This window comes from bacterium (assembly GCA_023145965.1).
Classification (GTDB): domain Bacteria; phylum UBP14; class UBA6098; order UBA6098; family UBA6098; genus UBA6098.
Window position 1 is genome coordinate 41982 of record JAGLDC010000060.1, and the last position, 18942, is coordinate 60923.

The 18942-nt window shown below is 43.4% G+C and carries 14 protein-coding genes; 10 read left to right on the top strand and 4 right to left on the bottom strand.

The genetic code is table 11. From position 1 onward, the window contains the following. The 10 genes from KAH81_06070 (at window position 1) to KAH81_06115 (ending at window position 9977) form a co-directional block, all read left to right on the top strand. A complete protein-coding gene (locus tag KAH81_06070; protein MCK5833221.1) occupies window positions 1-201 on the top strand; it encodes a hypothetical protein in 201 nt (66 codons plus the stop codon). After that, entirely contained in the window at window positions 194-607 is a 414-nt protein-coding gene (locus tag KAH81_06075; GenBank protein ID MCK5833222.1) for a hypothetical protein, read from the top strand. Before KAH81_06070 ends, KAH81_06075 begins: the two co-directional genes overlap by 8 nt. A 111-nt stretch (window positions 608-718) precedes the next feature. Beyond that, the gene (locus tag KAH81_06080) at window positions 719-994 is read left to right on the top strand and encodes a hypothetical protein (protein ID MCK5833223.1); all 276 of its coding nucleotides are present in this window, start codon (window positions 719-721) and stop codon (window positions 992-994) included. Continuing rightward, entirely contained in the window at window positions 978-2846 is a 1869-nt protein-coding gene (locus KAH81_06085) for a glutamate mutase L (protein ID MCK5833224.1), read from the top strand. The genes KAH81_06080 and KAH81_06085 overlap by 17 nt, the downstream gene beginning before the upstream one ends. Window positions 2847-2861: 15 nt before the next feature. Next, window positions 2862-3992: a hypothetical protein gene (locus KAH81_06090; GenBank protein ID MCK5833225.1), complete on the top strand. Its 1131-nt coding sequence runs from the start codon at window positions 2862-2864 to the stop codon at window positions 3990-3992. 326 nt (window positions 3993-4318) lie between these two features. Then, window positions 4319-7120, top strand: a complete 2802-nt coding sequence (locus KAH81_06095) for a hypothetical protein (GenBank protein MCK5833226.1) — start codon at window positions 4319-4321, stop codon at window positions 7118-7120. A gap of 9 nt (window positions 7121-7129) precedes the next feature. Further along, window positions 7130-7786, top strand: coding sequence for a hypothetical protein (locus KAH81_06100; GenBank protein ID MCK5833227.1), 657 nt, complete (start codon window positions 7130-7132; stop codon window positions 7784-7786). 11 nt (window positions 7787-7797) lie between these two features. Next, a complete protein-coding gene (locus KAH81_06105; protein MCK5833228.1) occupies window positions 7798-8637 on the top strand; it encodes a hypothetical protein in 840 nt (279 codons plus the stop codon). A gap of 11 nt (window positions 8638-8648) precedes the next feature. Continuing rightward, window positions 8649-9278: a hypothetical protein gene (locus tag KAH81_06110; GenBank protein ID MCK5833229.1), complete on the top strand. Its 630-nt coding sequence runs from the start codon at window positions 8649-8651 to the stop codon at window positions 9276-9278. A 3-nt stretch (window positions 9279-9281) separates the two neighbouring features. Beyond that, window positions 9282-9977: a hypothetical protein gene (locus KAH81_06115; GenBank protein MCK5833230.1), complete on the top strand. Its 696-nt coding sequence runs from the start codon at window positions 9282-9284 to the stop codon at window positions 9975-9977. A gap of 321 nt (window positions 9978-10298) precedes the next feature. On the opposite strand, the gene KAH81_06120 is transcribed toward KAH81_06115, so the two are convergent. The 4 genes from KAH81_06120 to KAH81_06135 all read right to left on the bottom strand — a co-directional run bounded on the left by KAH81_06120 (window position 10299) and on the right by KAH81_06135 (window position 18750). Further along, window positions 10299-11816, bottom strand: coding sequence for a bifunctional metallophosphatase/5'-nucleotidase (locus tag KAH81_06120; GenBank protein MCK5833231.1), 1518 nt, complete (start codon window positions 11814-11816; stop codon window positions 10299-10301). A gap of 479 nt (window positions 11817-12295) precedes the next feature. Further along, window positions 12296-15715 (bottom strand): T9SS type A sorting domain-containing protein, encoded by a 3420-nt coding sequence (locus tag KAH81_06125; GenBank protein ID MCK5833232.1) that lies wholly within the window; start codon window positions 15713-15715, stop codon window positions 12296-12298. A gap of 354 nt (window positions 15716-16069) precedes the next feature. After that, window positions 16070-18499, bottom strand: coding sequence for a DNA internalization-related competence protein ComEC/Rec2 (locus KAH81_06130; GenBank protein ID MCK5833233.1), 2430 nt, complete (start codon window positions 18497-18499; stop codon window positions 16070-16072). Beyond that, window positions 18496-18750, bottom strand: coding sequence for a hypothetical protein (locus KAH81_06135; protein MCK5833234.1), 255 nt, complete (start codon window positions 18748-18750; stop codon window positions 18496-18498). The genes KAH81_06130 and KAH81_06135 overlap by 4 nt, the downstream gene beginning before the upstream one ends. Window positions 18751-18942 lie beyond the last annotated feature (192 nt).

Sequence of the window (18942 nt, forward strand, 5' to 3'; positions counted from 1 at the left end):
ATGACAAATGAACCTTTATTGAAATTAAAAAACCCGAACGGCTCTACTCAAGAAATAACGATAGAGCAACTTTGCGTGAGTAATCACATCACTTATCAAGCTTTAGTAGCGGTTTTGGTTAGGAAAGGTATAATCTCGGAAGATGAGCTTCTCGAAGAGGTAAAGCGTGTCCAGAATTTGAGATTTGACGAAAATGGATAAGTTTTCCTGGGTAAATCGGCCTTCGGGGGAGTTTCGAGGACGCAAGATTTTTGGAATCATTGTTATCGTGCTAACCGGTATAGTTGTTTTTTGGGCATCAGAGAACAATTGGTTTTTTTCGGTAATTGCGGTTTTTTTAATGGTTTTTGCCTCGTCGAGATTTTATTTTAGGACATACTTTTATGCCGATGATATAGGTGTAGGCGAAAAATTTATGGGATATTCCAGAACAAGAAAGTGGAAGGAGTTCCGACGGGTCGATGAAGGAAACAAGGCTGTTTTTCTTTCGACCTTCGAGACACCTCGGCGCATGGATAATTTTCGTGGGTGGTTTATTCCTACACCATCGAGCGAGGTGAAGGAGTTTATTATTAGGAAAGTCCGAGAGACTCATAAACCCAAATAAAAGGGATTTGGAGGTTTTATTATCAAGGATAATTTCTGGAATGTCGATTGGGAAAGCGAATTTTCCGCCGAACTTTCGGAGGAAGAGCTGGCGCTATTTGATAAGGTCTCCATGGAGATTGCAAAGCGCCAGTTGACTGTTCCGGCTCTTATGATAATCGAGGGGTTTAAGCCACTGAATTGGATTGGCAGCCAGTTTATGTTACTTTTAGAGCCATTTACTGTATATATTTTCAATGTTAAGCAGATTCAAACTTTGCGTAGGGCACTTCAAAAGCGCGAGGCGATGGAAGAGCTTGCCAAACGAATAGAAAAAGCCGATGTGAAATACGGCCCAAAAAAGAAAAAAAAGGCCAAAAAGAGGAGCCCAGATGAACAAAAAACCTGAGGATATCAAGATTATTCTTGCAACGGACTGCGGTTCGACGACAACGAAGGCTATTTTGATTATGCTTCAAGAAAACGAATACAGGCTTGTCGTTCGTGGCGAAGCGCCTACCACGGTCGAGGCGCCATTCGAAGACGTAACGATGGGTGTTCTTAATGCAGTAACCGAGGTTTCCGAGCTCGCGAATAGGGAGCTTGTCGGCAAAGACGAGATGATTATACGCCCCTCTTCTGGAGAAAAGGGGACGGATATTTATATTTCGACATCGAGCGCTGGTGGTGGCCTTCAGATGATGGTTGCCGGTGTTGTCAGAAGCATGACTGCGAAATCGGCTGAGAACGCCGCTCTCGGTGCCGGAGCTATTGTGATGGATGTTATTGCTTCAAATGATAAGCGTCTTCCGCACGAGCAGATCGAGCGCATACGCCAACTCAGACCAGACATGATACTTCTTTCCGGCGGCATCAATGGAGGCACTGTTACTCATGTTGTAGAGCTTGCAGAGCTTATAGGTGCAGCCGATCCAAAACCGAGACTCGGAATAGGATATCACCTTCCGGTCATCTATGCAGGAAACAAGGACGCAAGGGATAATGTGAGCGGCATACTTGCGGAAAAAGTTGATTTGCGCATTGTCGATAATATTCGCCCTACTCTTGAAGAGGAGAACCTCAAACCGGCGCGAGAGATGATACATAATCTCTTTATGGAACATGTTATGGCTCAGGCTCCGGGGTATAAGAAGCTTATGAGCTGGTCGGATGCCCCAATTATGCCTACGCCGGGAGCTGTCGGTCTTATTATGAAGCGGGTCGCAGACGAAGAGGGTATTCAGGTTTTGGGTGTTGATATCGGCGGCGCAACCACCGATGTTTTCAGTGTTTTCAAAAATCCATCTTACGATATTCACAAGGATGAGAACGAAATCGATAATCCCAAAACGATATTCAATCGCACAGTATCAGCTAACCTCGGGATGAGTTATTCGATAAGCAATGTTTTTAAGGAAACTGGAATCGCGAATATTATGCGTTGGGTGCCGTTCAAGATGGACGAAGTAGTTCTTCGCAATCAGGTAAAAAACAAAATGATACGTCCGACGACTATTCCACAGGCCATGGAAACACTGATTTTCGAACAGGCTGTCGCGCGTGAAGCTTTGAGGTTGGCTTTCATTCAGCATAAGAATTTCGCGACCACCTTGAAAGGCGTTCAGAAGAAGCGCACCATATCGGAAACCTTCGAGCAAACCGACAGCGATACGCTGGTCGATCTAATGGGATTGGATATTCTCATAGGTTCGGGTGGTGTGCTTTCGCACGCCCCTAAGCGCAACCAAGCGGCCATGCTCATGCTCGATGCCTTCCAGCCACAGGGCATTACCATGCTTGCTGTCGATTCGATTTTTATGATGCCTCAACTCGGCGTTCTTTCGACTATACATCCTAAGGCTGCCACCGAGGTTTTCCATAATGACTGCCTTATTTATCTCGGCACCTCGGTATCGCCGAGAGGTACAACCAAAAAAGGACATGCAGTAGGTCATTATAAGATCGAGTTGCCGTCCGGTGAGATTCATGAGGATGAGCTTATTTTTGGAGAGATGAAGAGATTCCCACTTGAGATCGGAGAGAAAGCGAAACTCACTTTTGACTGCTCGCGCGGGTTCGATTGTGGCGAGGGTAGCGGAAAGAAAGTCGAGCGTGAGATTTATGGTGGTATTGTTGGTGTTATTCTCGATGGAAGAGGCCGTCCTCTTCACATACCAGAAGTCGAAGCCGAGAGAGTTACCGCGCTGAAAAATTGGCTCTTAACTCTCGAAGTTTACCCCGAAGACGCTCTCAACGGTTAATCATAAGGAGTTAATATGGGACATGTTTATACACCGGGCCTAAAAGTCACAGAATACACAAAAGTTAAAAAACGCCGGATACTTCCGTTGAAGGGTGAGGTTACCGTTAAGGTTGGGGATAAAGTCGATCCACACGATGTGGTTGCTAGGACAGAGCTTCCGGGAAATGTTGATTCAATTAATGCAACCAACATTTTAGGTTGTGATCCCGATGACCTCAATTACTTCATGAAGGTCGAACTCAATCAGCCACTCGTTAAGGGTGATATTATCGCACAAAACAAGGGTATTTTTAACACGGGCTTTTTTAAGACTCAGATAAAAATGCCTTTCAATGGCCATGTCGAGTCGATGAGTAGTGTAACCGGAAATATTCTTCTTCGCGCAAAGCCAATACCTGTAGAGGTAACTGCTTATATCGAGGGCGAGATAAGCGAAATTATCCCAAGGGAGGGTGTTGTATTGGAGGCAAACGCGACCTTCATTCAGGGGATTTTTGGTATCGGCGGCGAGAGATTCGGAGAAATAGTCACAGCTACATCGGATCACAAAACCGATCTGACTGCCGATCTTGTAAAAGAAGAGCATCGTAATAAGATACTAATCTGCGGGCGAAGGATAACATCGGGAGCATTTGCAAAGGCACTCGAGATGGGAGTTAAAGGGATCGTTGCTGGTGGGGTAGATGACCGCGACCTCAAGGAAATACTCGGCGAGGACATTGGTGTTGCTATCACCGGTTCAGAGGACGTAAGCACTACACTTATCGTTACCGAGGGATTTGGCGATATTCCGATGGCCGAGAGAACATTCGAACTTTTAAAAAAGTACGAAAACAGACACGCGAGTATTAATGGTGCGACGCAGATACGCGCGGGCGTTATACGACCGGAGATAGTTATCACACAACCCAAACCACCAAAAGGATTCACCGAACCGACAGAGACTACGGTTGGTCTCGACATAGGTAGTGTAGTGAGAATTATTCGTGTTCCCTATTTCGGCCATTTAGGTGAGGTAATCGACCTTCCACCGGAGCTTCAAGAGTTGGAAAGCGGTTCGAAGGCTAGGGTTTTAAAGGTTCGCTTTAAGGATGGTAAAGAAACCGTTATTCCTCGTGCAAATGTCGAGACGATAGAGACATAATTAAGCGGGACTTATCGTTGGTTTTGGATTTATTCGCGCGCGGAAAACTTTTTTTCTCTCTCGTGGGATTAATCTTATAAGATCACAATATTTAGTTTATACGCTAGCTCTTTGCAGCCTTCAGTAAACCTCCGAAACCTAAGGTCTCGAGGATTGATACCGCGCAAGCGATGACATAATTATTATTGCTTTTTTGGGTATCTTAATTCGCAAAATACGAATATACCTTGCGCATTAGTGAAATTCAAAATATATTACTGAAGTTATATAAACACATAGAATTGAAACAAAATCAAAATTCTAATAAACTAACGAAAGGAGAAAGGATGCACCTTCCGAAAGTGAGGGTCCTTGCCTTGTATATGGCTATTACTTGGGCCTTACTAAGCCTTTCGGGGTGTGTTCAGGAATCGACGGCACCTGCCGTTCCAACCGGTGTCCAAGTTACAGACATCCCAGCCGACGACGGAACAAATATCGTTCTTGCTTGGAGGCATTATAAAGCCTCTATTGCTAAGCAATATCAAGTATATTATTCCGTTGCGAAAGATTCTCTCGAAAATGAGGATCTCACCGATGAACTGACTCCATTAACGAGGTCGGTTCAGGTTGCTGTTACCACCCAAATCGACACAATTGCCGATAATGTTTGCGATCTGGATTACTACATCGTCCTGGATAACCCCTCGAGCGAAAACCCGGGAGTAAGTTTAGTTAAAGCCACCAGCGAAAATAGAGATTCGCTTGCCTCTATCGGCGAGAAAGTTCTTCAAGTAGAAAGCGAACTTGCGCCTTTAGATCAAGATTCCAAGAAAATCGTCTTCGCTCAAGGCAATTTTTATCGTATTCAGTTGCCTGACAACGCTGAAGAGACGATTAAAACGACCATAGAAAATGCTACACTCGCTACCGACTCAACTGGTTTGACCATTGTCGAAGGCAATAACTCACTCATATTCGAAGTGGGTATGGCACCAGAAGAAAAAGCATTCCGTGAAGCCGGCGAGAGGATACTCGAATTCGATCCTTCGATGAGTGAGTATTTCTTCAAGTATGGTAATAAGATAGTTGCTATCGTAACCGAGGATAAAAGATACACCCTCGATTTCGATGTTGTTCAAACTATAATCCGCGGAACTATCGACCCCGGGACAAATTATTTTTACAAAATCGTCGCTAAAGATGGAAAATCTTCATCCTCTACTGAGATTATGGAATTCACTGCAGTCGATGAACCACCGGTTCCAGCCAGTGATATTTCGGCTCGTTTCGATTCTGAACGAGGTGAGGTATTTTTCTCTTGGATGGGTTATATGCCCAGTCTAGGGGCATTTAAGGATATCCACGACTATTCTATCCATCGTTATTCGCCCTCAGATTCTACAATGGATGCTGGCGAGGTAGTGGGAACTTATGCTCCGGATTTCGGAAATGCTATCATCAAAGGAACATTCTCAGAAGATGATATGTTCTATATAGCGACTCGCGATAATTCAGAGCATCGCACCGTTAGTGAGCCTTTCGCCTTGGTGGTTGACAAATTCTCCCCTCCAGCTCTTATCGAACCTTTGGATGTTGTCGATGTCAAGAATGACGATGGCTCAGCGCTTTCGATTCACTGGGGTGTTCCTCAAATAGCGCTCGATATAGTTATTACCGATCCTTTACCTCAGTTCGAGGATAGAGAAATACCCGCCAATTACTATTTAATCCCAACCGAAACCGGCCATAAGCTGACTCAATTCGAGCCGGGAGATAGCCTTATCCCGCCATCTGCCTCTCCGGTCCTAGGTATTCAACAAACCGAGATAGCGGACAGGTTCGATGTAACAGCTTCGTATCGCATGTATGTCAACGATGACCATGATGTATTTTATGCGAAGCTTAAGCTCGACGATGGCAAGTTTGTAAACGATTTCAATAATGTTGGTTCATTCATTTTCCAAGGATTAGAGGCTGGCGAACATACATTTGAAGCGGTTCTCCTGAACTCTGCAGGCAAGGATCTCGAAAATCCTGATGCACGGATTTCGAGAACTCTTATTGTAGATCACCCCGGGGCATTCCGTAGCGAAAAGGATGAAGAATATATCGAGATATGGCGCGGCAATACTGAGATAAAAAAGGATGAAGATATCTTACTCGATGGCGTTCCGGGATTCGATCCTGAAAACAAGTATACCTTCCAGCTATTTGGCATGGCAGAGTTAATCGACAAGCAACTTAAAGATTCATATCCAGATAGTTTACGAGACAAGGGAGAGTATTATTATTTCGTTCGAGAAATCGGTCCTGACGGTTCTTTTTCGGATAGCAAGATTTTTGGGCCTATAACGCCTCGCTCTCAGTTCTTCCATTCCGAGAAATCCATGGTATTGGCGCTTGTAATTCTGTTCATAGCTTTCGTTAATATATTCCTACATCTGGCTCGTAAAGGGCAGAATTTCTATCTTCGCCCAATCGCTGGAATTGCTCATCTCGATGAGGCACTGGGAAGAGCTACAGAGATGGGAAGACCGATACTATATGTTCTCGGTCTCACGGGAATCAGCGACATCGCAACGCTGGCCGGTCTTACTATTCTTGGCCGAGTTGCAAAGAAATCCGCTGAGTTTCAGACGAGAATACTCGTTCCTTGTGTTGACCCAATTGTTATGATTGTGGCGCAAGAGACGGTGAAGACTGCTTGTATGGATGCTGGAAGACCGGATATGTATAATGAGGACGATGTCTTCTATGCTGCCGGCAGCCAGTTTTCCTATGCTGCGGCTGTAGCTGGTTTGATGGTTAGGCACAAAACAGCAGCTAATTTCTACATGGGCATGTTCTTTGCCGAGTCGCTAATTCTGACTGAAACCGGTTCGATGACCGGTTCGATTCAGATAGCTGGCACAGATGCAGTCACGCAGATACCGTTCTTTATTACGACTTGCGACTATACGCTTATCGGAGAAGAGCTTTATGCTGCCTCAGCCTATCTCTCGAAAGATCCACTTCAGGTCGGGACACTCAAAGCCCAGGATATGCTTAAAGTTATCTATATGCTGCTCATCGTTCTTGGGACGGTCGCCATGACCACCGGGTTCATGTGGTTTGTTAACCTATTTAAAATCCGGCTGGAACAATAAGGAGGCCCCATGCTTTGGAAAAAACAAATACCACTTGCAATAACATTTATAATGGGGTTGATATTCGGAGTCCAGTATTTCGTTCCGCATAGAATTAGCGATGCTATCTTCAATACCTATATCGATTGGGGTATTGTTATCGGGATTTTTGGCGGAATTCTAGCTTATATCAGCTTCTATCGCGCCCATGCGATGAGAATCAAGAAAAAGGCACCTGCATGGCCGTATTCGCTCGTTGCTATAACTATTTCTGTAGTGATGATCCTGTTTGGCTTCATTAAGGGCACAGAGTCGGGCACGGTTTTCTCGAACATGTATTTCTACATTCTTGTTTCTATCGAGGGGACTATGTTCAGCCTTTTGGCTTTTTACATCTCGAGTGCAGCCTATAGGGCTTTTCGCGCTCGTAGTGTACAAGCCACAGCGCTTCTTATTGCCGCTATCATCGTTATGCTTGGAAGAATTCCCTTAGGCGAACAATTAAGCGTATGGAAATACATCTGGCATGGCGCACCATCATTCCCAGATATTGCTAACTGGATATTAAATGTCCCTAACATGGCCGCTAAGAGAGCGATGCAACTTGGCATTGGACTTGGAATTATGATGCTTAGTCTTAAGATCGTTCTCGGTATTGAGCGTTCATATATGGGTAGCGGAGATTAAGGGAGTATGAAATGGCAGAAATGAAACAAGAAAATACATTCTGGGAACGATTAATTCAAATAGACAGACGAATTATCTATGTGATTATCGCTCTCGCTATGATACTTCCCTTCTTCTTCCAGATGGGTTTACCTATTCCGGCAACCAAGGAGGTTAAAGATGTTTATGATCTTATCGAAGGTTTTAAACCCAACGATGTAGTTGTTTTATCGGCGGACTTTGATCCTTCGGTTTCTCCTGAGCTGTTGCCCATGTTCGATGCACTGTTCAGGCATTGCTTAAAGACTGACGTTAAAGTTATCGCTATGAGCCTTTATATTCAGGGCCCTGGTCTTATAGAGCCGGTTATACATCAAGCGGCGAAAGACTATAATAAAACTAACGGCCTGGATTATGCATTCCTTGGGTGGCAATATGGATACAGTCTTGTGGTAATCAACATGATGGAGGACCTCAAGAGAACCTTCCCCATCGATTATTATGGGACTCGCACCGATGATTTACCTGTACTCCGCGGCGTGGACAATTACAGCGATTTCGATCTTATCACATCGATGAATGGATCGTCTATGTATTTGACATGGTTATTATATGCGCACGAGCCATATAATGTTGCCCTAGCCTGTGGAGTAACGGCGGTTTCAGCGGCGGATGTATATCCATACATCCAGTCCGGTCAATTTGTCGGAATGCTCGGAGGTCTCAAGGGTGCGGCCGAATATGAAACTCTTATTGGTGAGAAGAGAATGGCTACGATGGGCATGGAAGCACAGAATTGGGCTCACATTATCATCATACTATTCATAATCATAGGAAATATCGGCTACTTAATAATAGGCAGAAAAAAATAGGAGGAATGAACATGCATATTTCCACAAATCCATGGGTATGGCTCGGCGTGTTCTTCACCCTCAGCGTGTTGAGCTTTCTGTACAAGGATAATCCCTTTTACAAACTGGCGGAGCATGTGACGGTTGGAGTTTCCATCGGTTACGGCATCGTCATCTGGTGGACAAACACAGTCTATCCGAGGTTTATAATACCCGTATTCGAGAACGGTGAATTCGTTCTTATCATCCCGGCAATTCTCGGTCTTATGATGGTTCTTAGGATTGTGCCAAAGTGGAGCTGGCTATCGCGATATGCTATATGTTTCACAGTCGGCGCAGGCGCAGGCATGGGCATACCAAGAAGTATGCAAGCCTCTGTGCTTAGGCAGTTAGAGGCAACCATGCTACCTTTAAGTTTCACATCGACAACCGGAATCAATAACATCGTTATATTTATCGGTGTTTTGACAGTTCTTATTTACTTCTTCTTTTCGAAGGAGCATAAGGGCCTTTTCGGGGGCGTTGCTAAAATTGGCATCTGGTTTTTAATGGTCGGATTCGGTGCGACATTCGGTTACACAGTGATGGCGCGTCTTTCGCTGTTTATCGGACGCGTGCTTTTCATCCTCCAAGATTTCCTTGGAATAAACCTCGCTGGATAAGAATTGCGCGTTACACTCTTGAAAATAATTGCGGTGCTTGCTTTCGCAAGCGCCGCAATTTCTTTGGACCCACCAGATAAAAAAATAATGGAAGGATTCTTCAAAGAAAGACTCTCAAAGACCTCAGATAAAAAAATAATAGAAGGATTCTTAAAAGAAAGACTCTCCAAAACCTCGACTTGGACTGCTAATGTCCATTGCAAAGTAATATTCAATGATGAAACTACTGTCGATACAGTCGATTCGGGATTTACCTGGGATTTATCAGGATCGAGCCAGGCATTTTCATTCTCGGGTATTCCTTATTCACTCGATGCGGAGGATTTTTTAACTCCAATAAAACTGGCAGCATCGGATATCGATTCGGTTGCGGTCAACAAATCGCGCACACGATTCGATGGAATAATGTGCTGGAAGGCTAGATTTTATAAGGATAATACTTGTTATGAAATTTTGTTTTCCGGCGATGGTTTATTCAAAGTAATTAAGATGGAGCGAAAAAATCGAGGTAAAGCCAATTCTGATGATATTTGGCTTTTTAAACAGGTAGGGCGCGATAAGGATATTCCGGTTAAGATGACTCGCTCGGTAGAATTCGGATGGGGTGAGGATGGAAGCGGAATAATATCCACTGTCGAGCTTATGGATTTTCACGAAGTTTCCTCGGAAAGCGTCCCTTTAGATAATACATCGCAATAGCCGGCCCGCAAAACTCCTCGTGATAAAAAACTATTCCCTCGATATCTATATCGGTTCGAAACAAACTATCGGAAATCTCGAAACCTATCGGGAATATTGGGATCGTTATATCAGGTTTCGACATAAGATGCAAGGTTTTTCCCTTTTCTAAAAAAACTCCTTTTAGCCTGACTGTATCATCCATGAACGCGGGAAAGTCCTCGTTAATATCGGCTATTTTAGCCTTAGTCGGACTTTCGCTAGGGTCTCCATATTCGACAACCTGACCACATGCTAGGAAAAAAAGGGAAAACAACGCCAAATAAATTTTATTAAACTTGCTCATGGAGCTATACGTATGCGGTCCTCGAATCTTGGTATGACAACATTATCTTTGAGATAATCTATCAAGAGTTCTGCAATAGGTTGACCTGTTTTGTAAGTTATATCTTCGAGTTCACTATAACCGAAACCGCCATCGGCCACAAAATCTGTTGTGGCTATAATATATTCGGCTTTCGGATTAAGCTTCTTCCCCATAATAAATATTTCAGAAATCGAAAATGGCTCACCATCTGAGTAATGTGAAGTATCTATCTGAATCGAAACACCTCCGACCTGAAGAAATCCTCCGTGAATCAAGCCGATAAAATTCACCGATTTATTTAGAATAAGCGATAAAGTCAAACCATCGATAGTGAGGATGGCAGTTTGTTCATTATAAGGCAATAAATCCAGAATATCGATATCTGTAACTGGACCAATTGGGATAATCTGATCTCCAAATATCGAGCCGGCAGGCACAAGCGCAACATCAGCCTCAGGGTGATTGTGTAATAGGGCATCGGTAAGTAGATTCCCAAAATTAGATTCGCCAGTAGCAAGAATAGCATCCCGGGCATCGAGTTCTGAGGTGATCACAAATAGCGTTTCTGGTTGAGGTAGAGATTTGGTAAATGATTCTACAATGTCAAAGGCATTTTGGTCGGGTGATATTTTTTCATCGAGATATTGCGAACTCCATCTGTAATCTATAAGCTCGTCGGATTCGCTCCAGGTCGAACCCAGAATACCAAGCATAGCTCCTCTCTCACAAGCGCAACCAATTATTGTGCAACATCCGCGCTCGTTACGAATAACAATAGGCTCATCTTCGTAACTATGCCATTCACCGGAAATAATAAGATCAATCTCGCAAATCGAACTGGCGATAGAAATATTATCCTCTGGGCCTAGTTGCGACAACAAAACAATAACATCGCATTTTTCGTCGAGTATATCGACTGTTTGCCTCACAACAGCGATAATATCCTCTTCAAGCTCCACAACACCATAGGGGCGAGCCGGAGTCTCAGGAGATAATATACCAAAAATCCCTACAATAAGACCACCTCGTTCTGTCGTAGTGTACGAAACTACGTGCCTGCAAATCTTGCACTGAGGGGGTGCAATAAGGTTCGATAATACTATCGGAAATCTCGCTAAATGAGCCCACTTATCAAGATAATCCTCCCCCATTGCAAGTTCCTCCGCACCTAGGAGCATGGCATCGTAACGATCTAGATTCATAAGCTCGACCTCAGGGATACCACCCCCAAAACTATACTGGAAACCTCCAAAATGATTCCCCCCATCGAGAAGAATGAATCGATCAGAACGAAGACGGAGATCACGAATTAGCCTCGATGCACGGACCGAACCACCTAAAGAACCAGAATCAGAATCAATAGGCGTAAGCTGACTTCTGAAATTTGTGGTAAAAGCAAAAGTTATGTTTCTCTCCACTCCAAAAACGGTAACAATAAAAAATAAAAATATTGTCGCTAAATAAATCCTATTTAACCTCGTGAAACCCAACATAGGTTATCCCATTTGAAAATCCCAATACCAAATTGATTAGAATTATATTAGTGCATCAAGATAACTATTGCAAGAGCAAAAAAAGTGGCAACCAATTAACCTAATTATCTTGAAATCAATATAAAATATAAAAAATCGGGGGATGATTAAGGACGCTGGCGCGGGAGAAGGGGCGATGGCACGGAATTTGCCCAAAACGCAAATTCCGTGACAACGCAGGTGTTCGAAGGGATTTTTGCGCTGGTAAATAAAACTCCTAATACAAAACTTACGAAAAAGCAAAAATCGTGACAGCGGCCATCAACGGTAAAGGACATTTGTGTCCAACATTTCTTGATTCACTCACTAGTGTTATACCCAGCAAACCTAACAAAAAAAGATGCCGACCCGGGGGAAATCGCATTAGTTGTTAATTCTCGGGTGAATAGCCTGAAAAGCCAGCGCTATCGATCATGCGGACACATGTAGATAACCTCGCTCTATTTCAAAAGCACTGCACGCGAAGTGCTCACCATACTTGGATTTATATAACGAACTAAATAAATCCCTGAGGCGCAAGAAAATCCGTCATCTGAGATGCCATCCCATATAATAGAAGTCTCAGCAAGTTTTTTCGCGACGAGCCTTCCTGATATATCATATATCTCGATATGAGACTCACTCGATATATCGCCTTTAAGCTCGATGTGCAAAGCCGAGTTGAAGGGATTTGGAAAAACTTGAAGGGTAATATCCTTGGGTAGATCGAGACACGCCTCTATCGAAGTAGTAAAATCCGTTCCGGGACAGTAAAGCGTTATATCATCGAGAAAAATACCTTCGTTTTCGTCATCGGCATCGCTGGTAAAACGAAAATAAACCTCAATACTATCACCCGGCGCAAAGGGCAGGTTTTCAAGGCTATATCTATACTCCGACCAACCAATAATGAAACTCAGTAAAGCACCACCGCTACCAATATAGTCAAGCTCCACTGTATCTGCGGAACCGGCAATCTCGATATGAAGACCATCGGAACCATAATTAGGAAACTGTGCATGCGCCCAAAATCTTAACTCTGCTTTATCTCCGATAACAAATTTAGTTGTTCTAAGAAGATCATCTAAATTGGAAACATAGGCACCTATAGAGAGATGGCCGCAATACCAAGCTAAAGAGCCGCTGTGTGCACGCCTTGTGCTACGATGCCAGTAGGTTGTCGGGTTCAACACAAACGGAAACTCCGAAGCTTCGACATCCGTAGTAAACCCAAGTGGCATCGTTGCCAGATAAAGTGTTTCCGGAGGATTAGGCGTCCATTGTGTGACAAGCGGAACAATGGGTTTAGGACTGACACCAGAAGCCCACGAGACATCAAAAACATTAATATGGGCTGTATCACCCGGAAGATAATGGTATGATGTAGTTACCGGCGAACCAACTATGTCGAGTTCACCCCCCGGGCAATTTACTGAAACTGTTGCCGTCGAAGCCCAACCTGTGCCACTATTTACCCAATCAATAAGAAGGTTCGCGCTCTCGCCGGGATCGAGAATCGAATCGACACCACTGAGAGCCACTCCTCCAAATTTCATTCGTGCAGTATTGATCTCAATCGAAATGGGAAATCCTAACTCACCCATAGAGGAAGAGATTCCAGGATTTATTATCAAGGAAGTATCGCCAATAATATCGGTTGGAATAGAAAATGTAGCCGAGAAAAATACGCTATCGCCAACGGCGAGAGTCTCCGGTGGTTCCACAGTCGAAAGCGGCCCAACGAAATTTGCAGAAGGAGACCAAAAAAGCCCGCTTATAAACGAATCAAACTCGCCCAGTCCAAAAACAACCTCGACAGTATCGCCAGCATCGGCACGAAAATCGTGTAAACCATAGGAATCCGAATAATCCCAGCGGAAATAACCCTCACCTGTCGGAGTAGTAATAGTATCAATTGCCATACCCTCGCTTCCATACCGAGCAACTAGAAAAATAGGAGGAGAACCACCGGCGATAGATAAACGCGCAAAACCCGACGGATCCGAAATCGAGTCATCGAGAAGACCATAATTATCGTAAGCGGAAACTACTGCACCCATCACAGGCATACCATAAGGAGTTTCTACGCCTACACCAACATCGGCGCCCTCCAAATCATAGCTAATTTCTATGGGCGAATATCCGGTAATAGCTCCTGTAGCCGGATCGCCAATAATATTGACCTGATAAATAACCCAGCGCCATATATTTTCCCATCGAGCAAAAGGCACATATCGCGCTTTGGCTATATCCAGCCCTGAACCGAGTGTGAAATTACCATCAAAAATCTCCTCCCAAAAGGCTTTGTCTAAAACCTCAGAGTATCCGCGCCCAACATTTCCAGGGGAACCCCAACCATAACGACTGTTGCCGATAAAGGCAACACCACCTCCACTCGGATTATTCACAAAATGCTCGGCAAAACAATCTTTATCAAAAGCAGCCGGCCAGCAACCTATGGAAAACAATATCGAAGGTCTAGCATAATTAACCAGTAAGTCCATCTCGGTGAGATAAATACAGCTTCCATGATCTACACATAAAACCGCAGAGTTGGCATGGCCAACATGGTTTACAAGGTTTGGACCTGTGTTCAAACTATCGAAAGCGCTTTCAGCGTTGCCACCCATTGTGCTATATACCTTTCCAAAATCAAAATAGTCCGGGAAAACATTCGCTATAAGATCATCATTAAACTCACCGCCATCGGTGTAGGGATCATCCCACATAACTTGCCCGATCATAAGTCCGCTTTTCGCAAAATCCTCTGAAGGAATCGATTCGTAAGTAATTAGCTTATCAATTAAACCCAGTAACTCCTCAGAAGAACTGAGCGAGAACCTCCCAACATGAACATCCGGAAACATATCAATCGAGTCCTCGAGCTCGCCATAGATAATATCGCCATCGAAATTCCAGTTGCCATCGAGATCGCTGTAATAAAGATCTGCACGAATTTCGTTCTCGTCATCATAGAAATCAGCCTCAGAATCCATAGCATAAACTGTTCTAGCTGGCACAAGATTGGTATCACCAATTAAGAGGACATAAACAATACCCAGTTCCTCATATAATTCGATTATCGAATTCCTTATCTTCTCTGCATTATCGACTCCCGCGAAGCTAGAATAAATATCGGAAATGATAAGCGTTGTATCGCGAAGCCCACAGCTTCGCCTCAAATCCAAAAGCTCAGAAGTATATCCAGCGAGTGAATAGGGGGTTATAACTGCCCAGTCGTAAGCCGAAGAATCAACATGATAAGTGTAACTATTTATCTCCTCAGGATTCAAAACAAGGCCGGCAACTGCTTTTTTCCACAACCTATCCCCAAAAGGCGTTCTGCGTGATGGAGCAATATAAACAGAGGACTCGTATTCCAACCTCACCCTCGCACTTGCTAAATACTCGCATATCCCCGCTGAAGGATTCCATCTTATTGGAGAATAACTTATCGAGGCCAAAGAAAAACCAGAAAGATTGCCACGAAATGCATCTATCATAGGATTCTCAGGGAACCAGCGATCCTCGATATAATAAGATTCATCACAAGGAATAATCCCTCGAGTTGGACAGGATAAAATTGCCGGTGGTTGAGCCGGAAAAGGCATGCCCTCTGCTAAATACTCCCACCTTTCCGATTCAATGCTCGCCCGAATAAGTCCCATGCCCTGAGGCAAAAGCACAATAACCGCCTCAGCTAAAACCTGAGGCGAACCAGACTCCCCATAAATTATACATTCATCAGAATATACCCGCACAAAATCGCCCGTTTCAACTAAGAACTCCGAACGCGAATTCTCTATCGAAAATTCATACACACCAGCAGAAATGGGTGAAACTAAAATTAACACAATAAACGAAAGTAAGATTATGAACACTTTATCTCCAACTTTTAAAAAATATCTGTGTATTATATGTATTAATAAAGACTATTTCCAGTTGGCAATAACCAAAAACCCATAAACTTGCTATCATCAGAATGTAACTGAAGGCAATGGGCTCGACCTGAAAAAATAATAACCGTTTTAAGTCTGCACTATACTCAACAATAACGGCCTGCCAAAAGGCGCTGGCGCGTGCAAGGTGGCGATGGCGCAAAATTTGCCCGAACTGCAAATTTCGTGACAGAGCGGGGGGTTTGGGGTTTTTGCACAAAATATGAGAATACAAATATAATATCCCTGAATAGCAAAAACCGTGACAGCGCCAAAATAGAGATTATTAGTTTAGATTTATAACGGTGGTATAGGCTGATCTACACCGGAATAACCTATAACTTTCCCATCGAATGTGCTACAGAATATCGAATCATTGATCACATCAATGGTCACTGCACCAGAGATATCCGTGCGAAGTATATCTGTGCCACATTGTCCCAAACGGGAAATAGTAGCAGGTGATGGATGTCCGAAACGATTAGCTCCAACAGAGATAATCGAAACAACAGGTGTTAATGAGGCAATAAAATCATCACAGGTGCTATACTTGCTTCCATGATGTGGAACTTTTAGAATGTCAATGTCCGTTAATGCTCCTCTAAGGGCGCTTTCGGTCGGGAAACCAATATCACCGGTGAATAAAAATTGCACCTCCCCAAGGGATAATTCAAAAACTATCGAAGCCTCATTGACATTGACTAAAAGCGAGCCAGAAGAGGAAACAACTGTTGAATCCGGCCAAATTATGTTAATCTCTGGGAAACCGGGCAAGGTATCACCAGCATTCACGATTAAAACCTCTGTGCCAGTCGAATCTAAGTTTTGTAAAAATTTTTTATATAGGTTGTTTGTTAGCGACCTATGTGGCACGAAAACCGAATTATAACTGAAGCTTTCGAGAAGATCATACAATCCACCTAAATGGTCAGAATCAGGGTGCGTAAGAAGCGCCGCATCTATCCTAGAAATCCCCTTTGATTCGAGAAATGGCCTTACAGAAAATGAGGCATTACCCGGTAATCCGCCATCTACCAATAGCATCCTTCCGTCTTTGAATTCGATTAGGGCGCAATCCCCCTGCCCTATATCGAAAAATATTACATGTAAATCGCTCTTTGTCTTTGTTTGCGAAAGAGTAAACATCCCGAAAGTTGCGCATGAAGCAGCGAAAAGAAAAACGAATACGGCTAGCAAACCCTTAATACGCTTTCTTAAAAGCAGTGGAACAACAACTATAACTGCAAAAAATATAAACACTGAAAATATCGGTGGCTTTGGGAAAGGAAGATAAGATACCTTTGTTCCTGCAAAAAACGAAGCGGTATAGATAAGGTATTTCAGCACAAGCTTATCCGCTGCTAAAAACATTATTGCCCCAGTTTTCCAAAATAATGAAAAAAGCGAAGCTAATATTCCATATCCGACCACTATGCCCACAAAAGGGACTACAAATAGATTTGCTAAAGGCGATATCGTTTGAAGGCGGTGAAAATAGAAGGCAATAAACGGCGCTGTGCCGATACTCGCTGCTATCGAAACTGTCAGAGCACCGATAATATACTTCCGAATAAAACCTGACCTAATACCTTGAGAGGGTATCCACTCATCGAAGAAGGGCATTAGATAAGCAATGGCAAGAGTCGCGCCAAAGCTCAGTTGGAAGCCAATATCGAAAAGCCATATTGGTCTGATAATCAGCAATATCGTCCCAGCAGCACCTATAGAATTAAGCAGATTTGATGGCCTTCGAAATACAGTTCCAAGAAGGATTATCGAGAACATTAATGAAGCACGTAAAACAGACGGTCTCCCCCCTACTACACCAGCATATATCATCAATCCAATAATGCAGATTCCCGCAGCTAAATGCCTCGGCATCCGGAATGTTGTGCCCAAAAGAAACCAAAGTATCCAGGCAATGATCCCTACATGCAAACCACTAACAGCAAGTATATGAACCGTTCCAGAATCGGCAAAAGCAGAGCGTACCGATTGTGGAAGCTCTTTGCCTTTTCCTAGCAAAAGGCCGCGCAATAGCGCTGCTTCATCTCCATCGAGCCCAAGTTCGATAGTTGTTTCGACATGGCGACATATTGCATCGACAACCCTTCCATAAAGGCTTTCTTTACCCTTTTCGACAAATTTAATCTTGCTATCACCACGAACAAATGTTATAGTCCTTATACCTTTGAGAGATAGCGATTTTTTAAAATCGAAGGCTTCGGGATTGCTAGCTGATTTTGGTTCCTCTAACACACACTGTAATGCAATACAGTCATTAAAACAAACCTGCTTTGCGCGATAGAGGTAAATTCTTGTTTTTCCATATGCTGGATATATTTTTCCATTTAAGTCAACTGAATCTGCCTTTAAATCGAATTTTTGTCTATCGCCTTCTCTATTGATTTCATCGGCCACTCGGCCGAAAAGTTGAACCTCCATTCCAACAAGATTGCTTACATCTTCAGGCCTAACCTGCCTTGAGTTTGTATATCTAAAGGCTCCAAATGCAAATATTGATATAAGGGAAAAGCCTATCAACAAAGGCTTATTAACCTCTTTTATGAATATTATTAGTAGTGCCGTTAAAAAAACGAAGGTAAAAAAAGCGATAAGATGATGCCATATAAAACATTGCGGTAGAATAGCGGCAAGGGCCATGCCACAAGCCAGCGCGAAAAAAGCAAAAAGCAATGGGGTGGGGTGTGAAATGCGCTCTTTCACGATAGCCCGATGAGCTCCCTTATTTCGGGTAAAACAAACACCTTTTCTATTTTTTCGGCTTCAAAGAATAGCTCTTTTGCCAAAAGCTCTATTTTCGATGCTATCGATAGGTGTTTATTAATGAGAATAACCTTTCCATCTCGGATACGGCATAATCCGCCAGAGATAGTTCCCATTTTTTCATAACGAATCTCTATACCGATTTTCTCGGTAAGCTCTTCAAGTTCCTTTAGGGTTTGTTCGCGTGTCATACTTAATTTATAAGCGATTTTAAGCTAATTCGCAATGTGTTTTAATAATTAACTTCACATGAATATCCCCACCCTCCCACGCTGTCACGATTTTTGCTAATTCATTGATTTGTTTTTGGTATTCGAATTTTTTTTGTGGGCAAAAATCCCTTCTATTCCCTTCCTTTCCGCCCGCGCCAGCGTCCCCTCCAA

Bases quoted from the DNA above. Each gene is read 5' to 3' on its own strand.
- KAH81_06110 (MCK5833229.1), top strand. From the start codon at position 8,649: ATGCATATTTCCACAAATCCATGGGTATGGCTCGGCGTGTTCTTCACC.
- KAH81_06080 (MCK5833223.1), top strand. From the start codon at position 719: ATGGAGATTGCAAAGCGCCAGTTGACTGTTCCGGCTCTTATGATAATC.
- KAH81_06120 (MCK5833231.1), bottom strand. From the start codon at position 11,816: ATGTTGGGTTTCACGAGGTTAAATAGGATTTATTTAGCGACAATATTT.
- KAH81_06095 (MCK5833226.1), top strand. From the start codon at position 4,319: ATGCACCTTCCGAAAGTGAGGGTCCTTGCCTTGTATATGGCTATTACT.
- KAH81_06085 (MCK5833224.1), top strand. From the start codon at position 978: ATGAACAAAAAACCTGAGGATATCAAGATTATTCTTGCAACGGACTGC.
- KAH81_06070 (MCK5833221.1), top strand. From the start codon at position 1: ATGACAAATGAACCTTTATTGAAATTAAAAAACCCGAACGGCTCTACT.
- KAH81_06105 (MCK5833228.1), top strand. From the start codon at position 7,798: ATGGCAGAAATGAAACAAGAAAATACATTCTGGGAACGATTAATTCAA.
- KAH81_06075 (MCK5833222.1), top strand. From the start codon at position 194: ATGGATAAGTTTTCCTGGGTAAATCGGCCTTCGGGGGAGTTTCGAGGA.
- KAH81_06090 (MCK5833225.1), top strand. From the start codon at position 2,862: ATGGGACATGTTTATACACCGGGCCTAAAAGTCACAGAATACACAAAA.
- KAH81_06135 (MCK5833234.1), bottom strand. From the start codon at position 18,750: ATGACACGCGAACAAACCCTAAAGGAACTTGAAGAGCTTACCGAGAAA.
- KAH81_06100 (MCK5833227.1), top strand. From the start codon at position 7,130: ATGCTTTGGAAAAAACAAATACCACTTGCAATAACATTTATAATGGGG.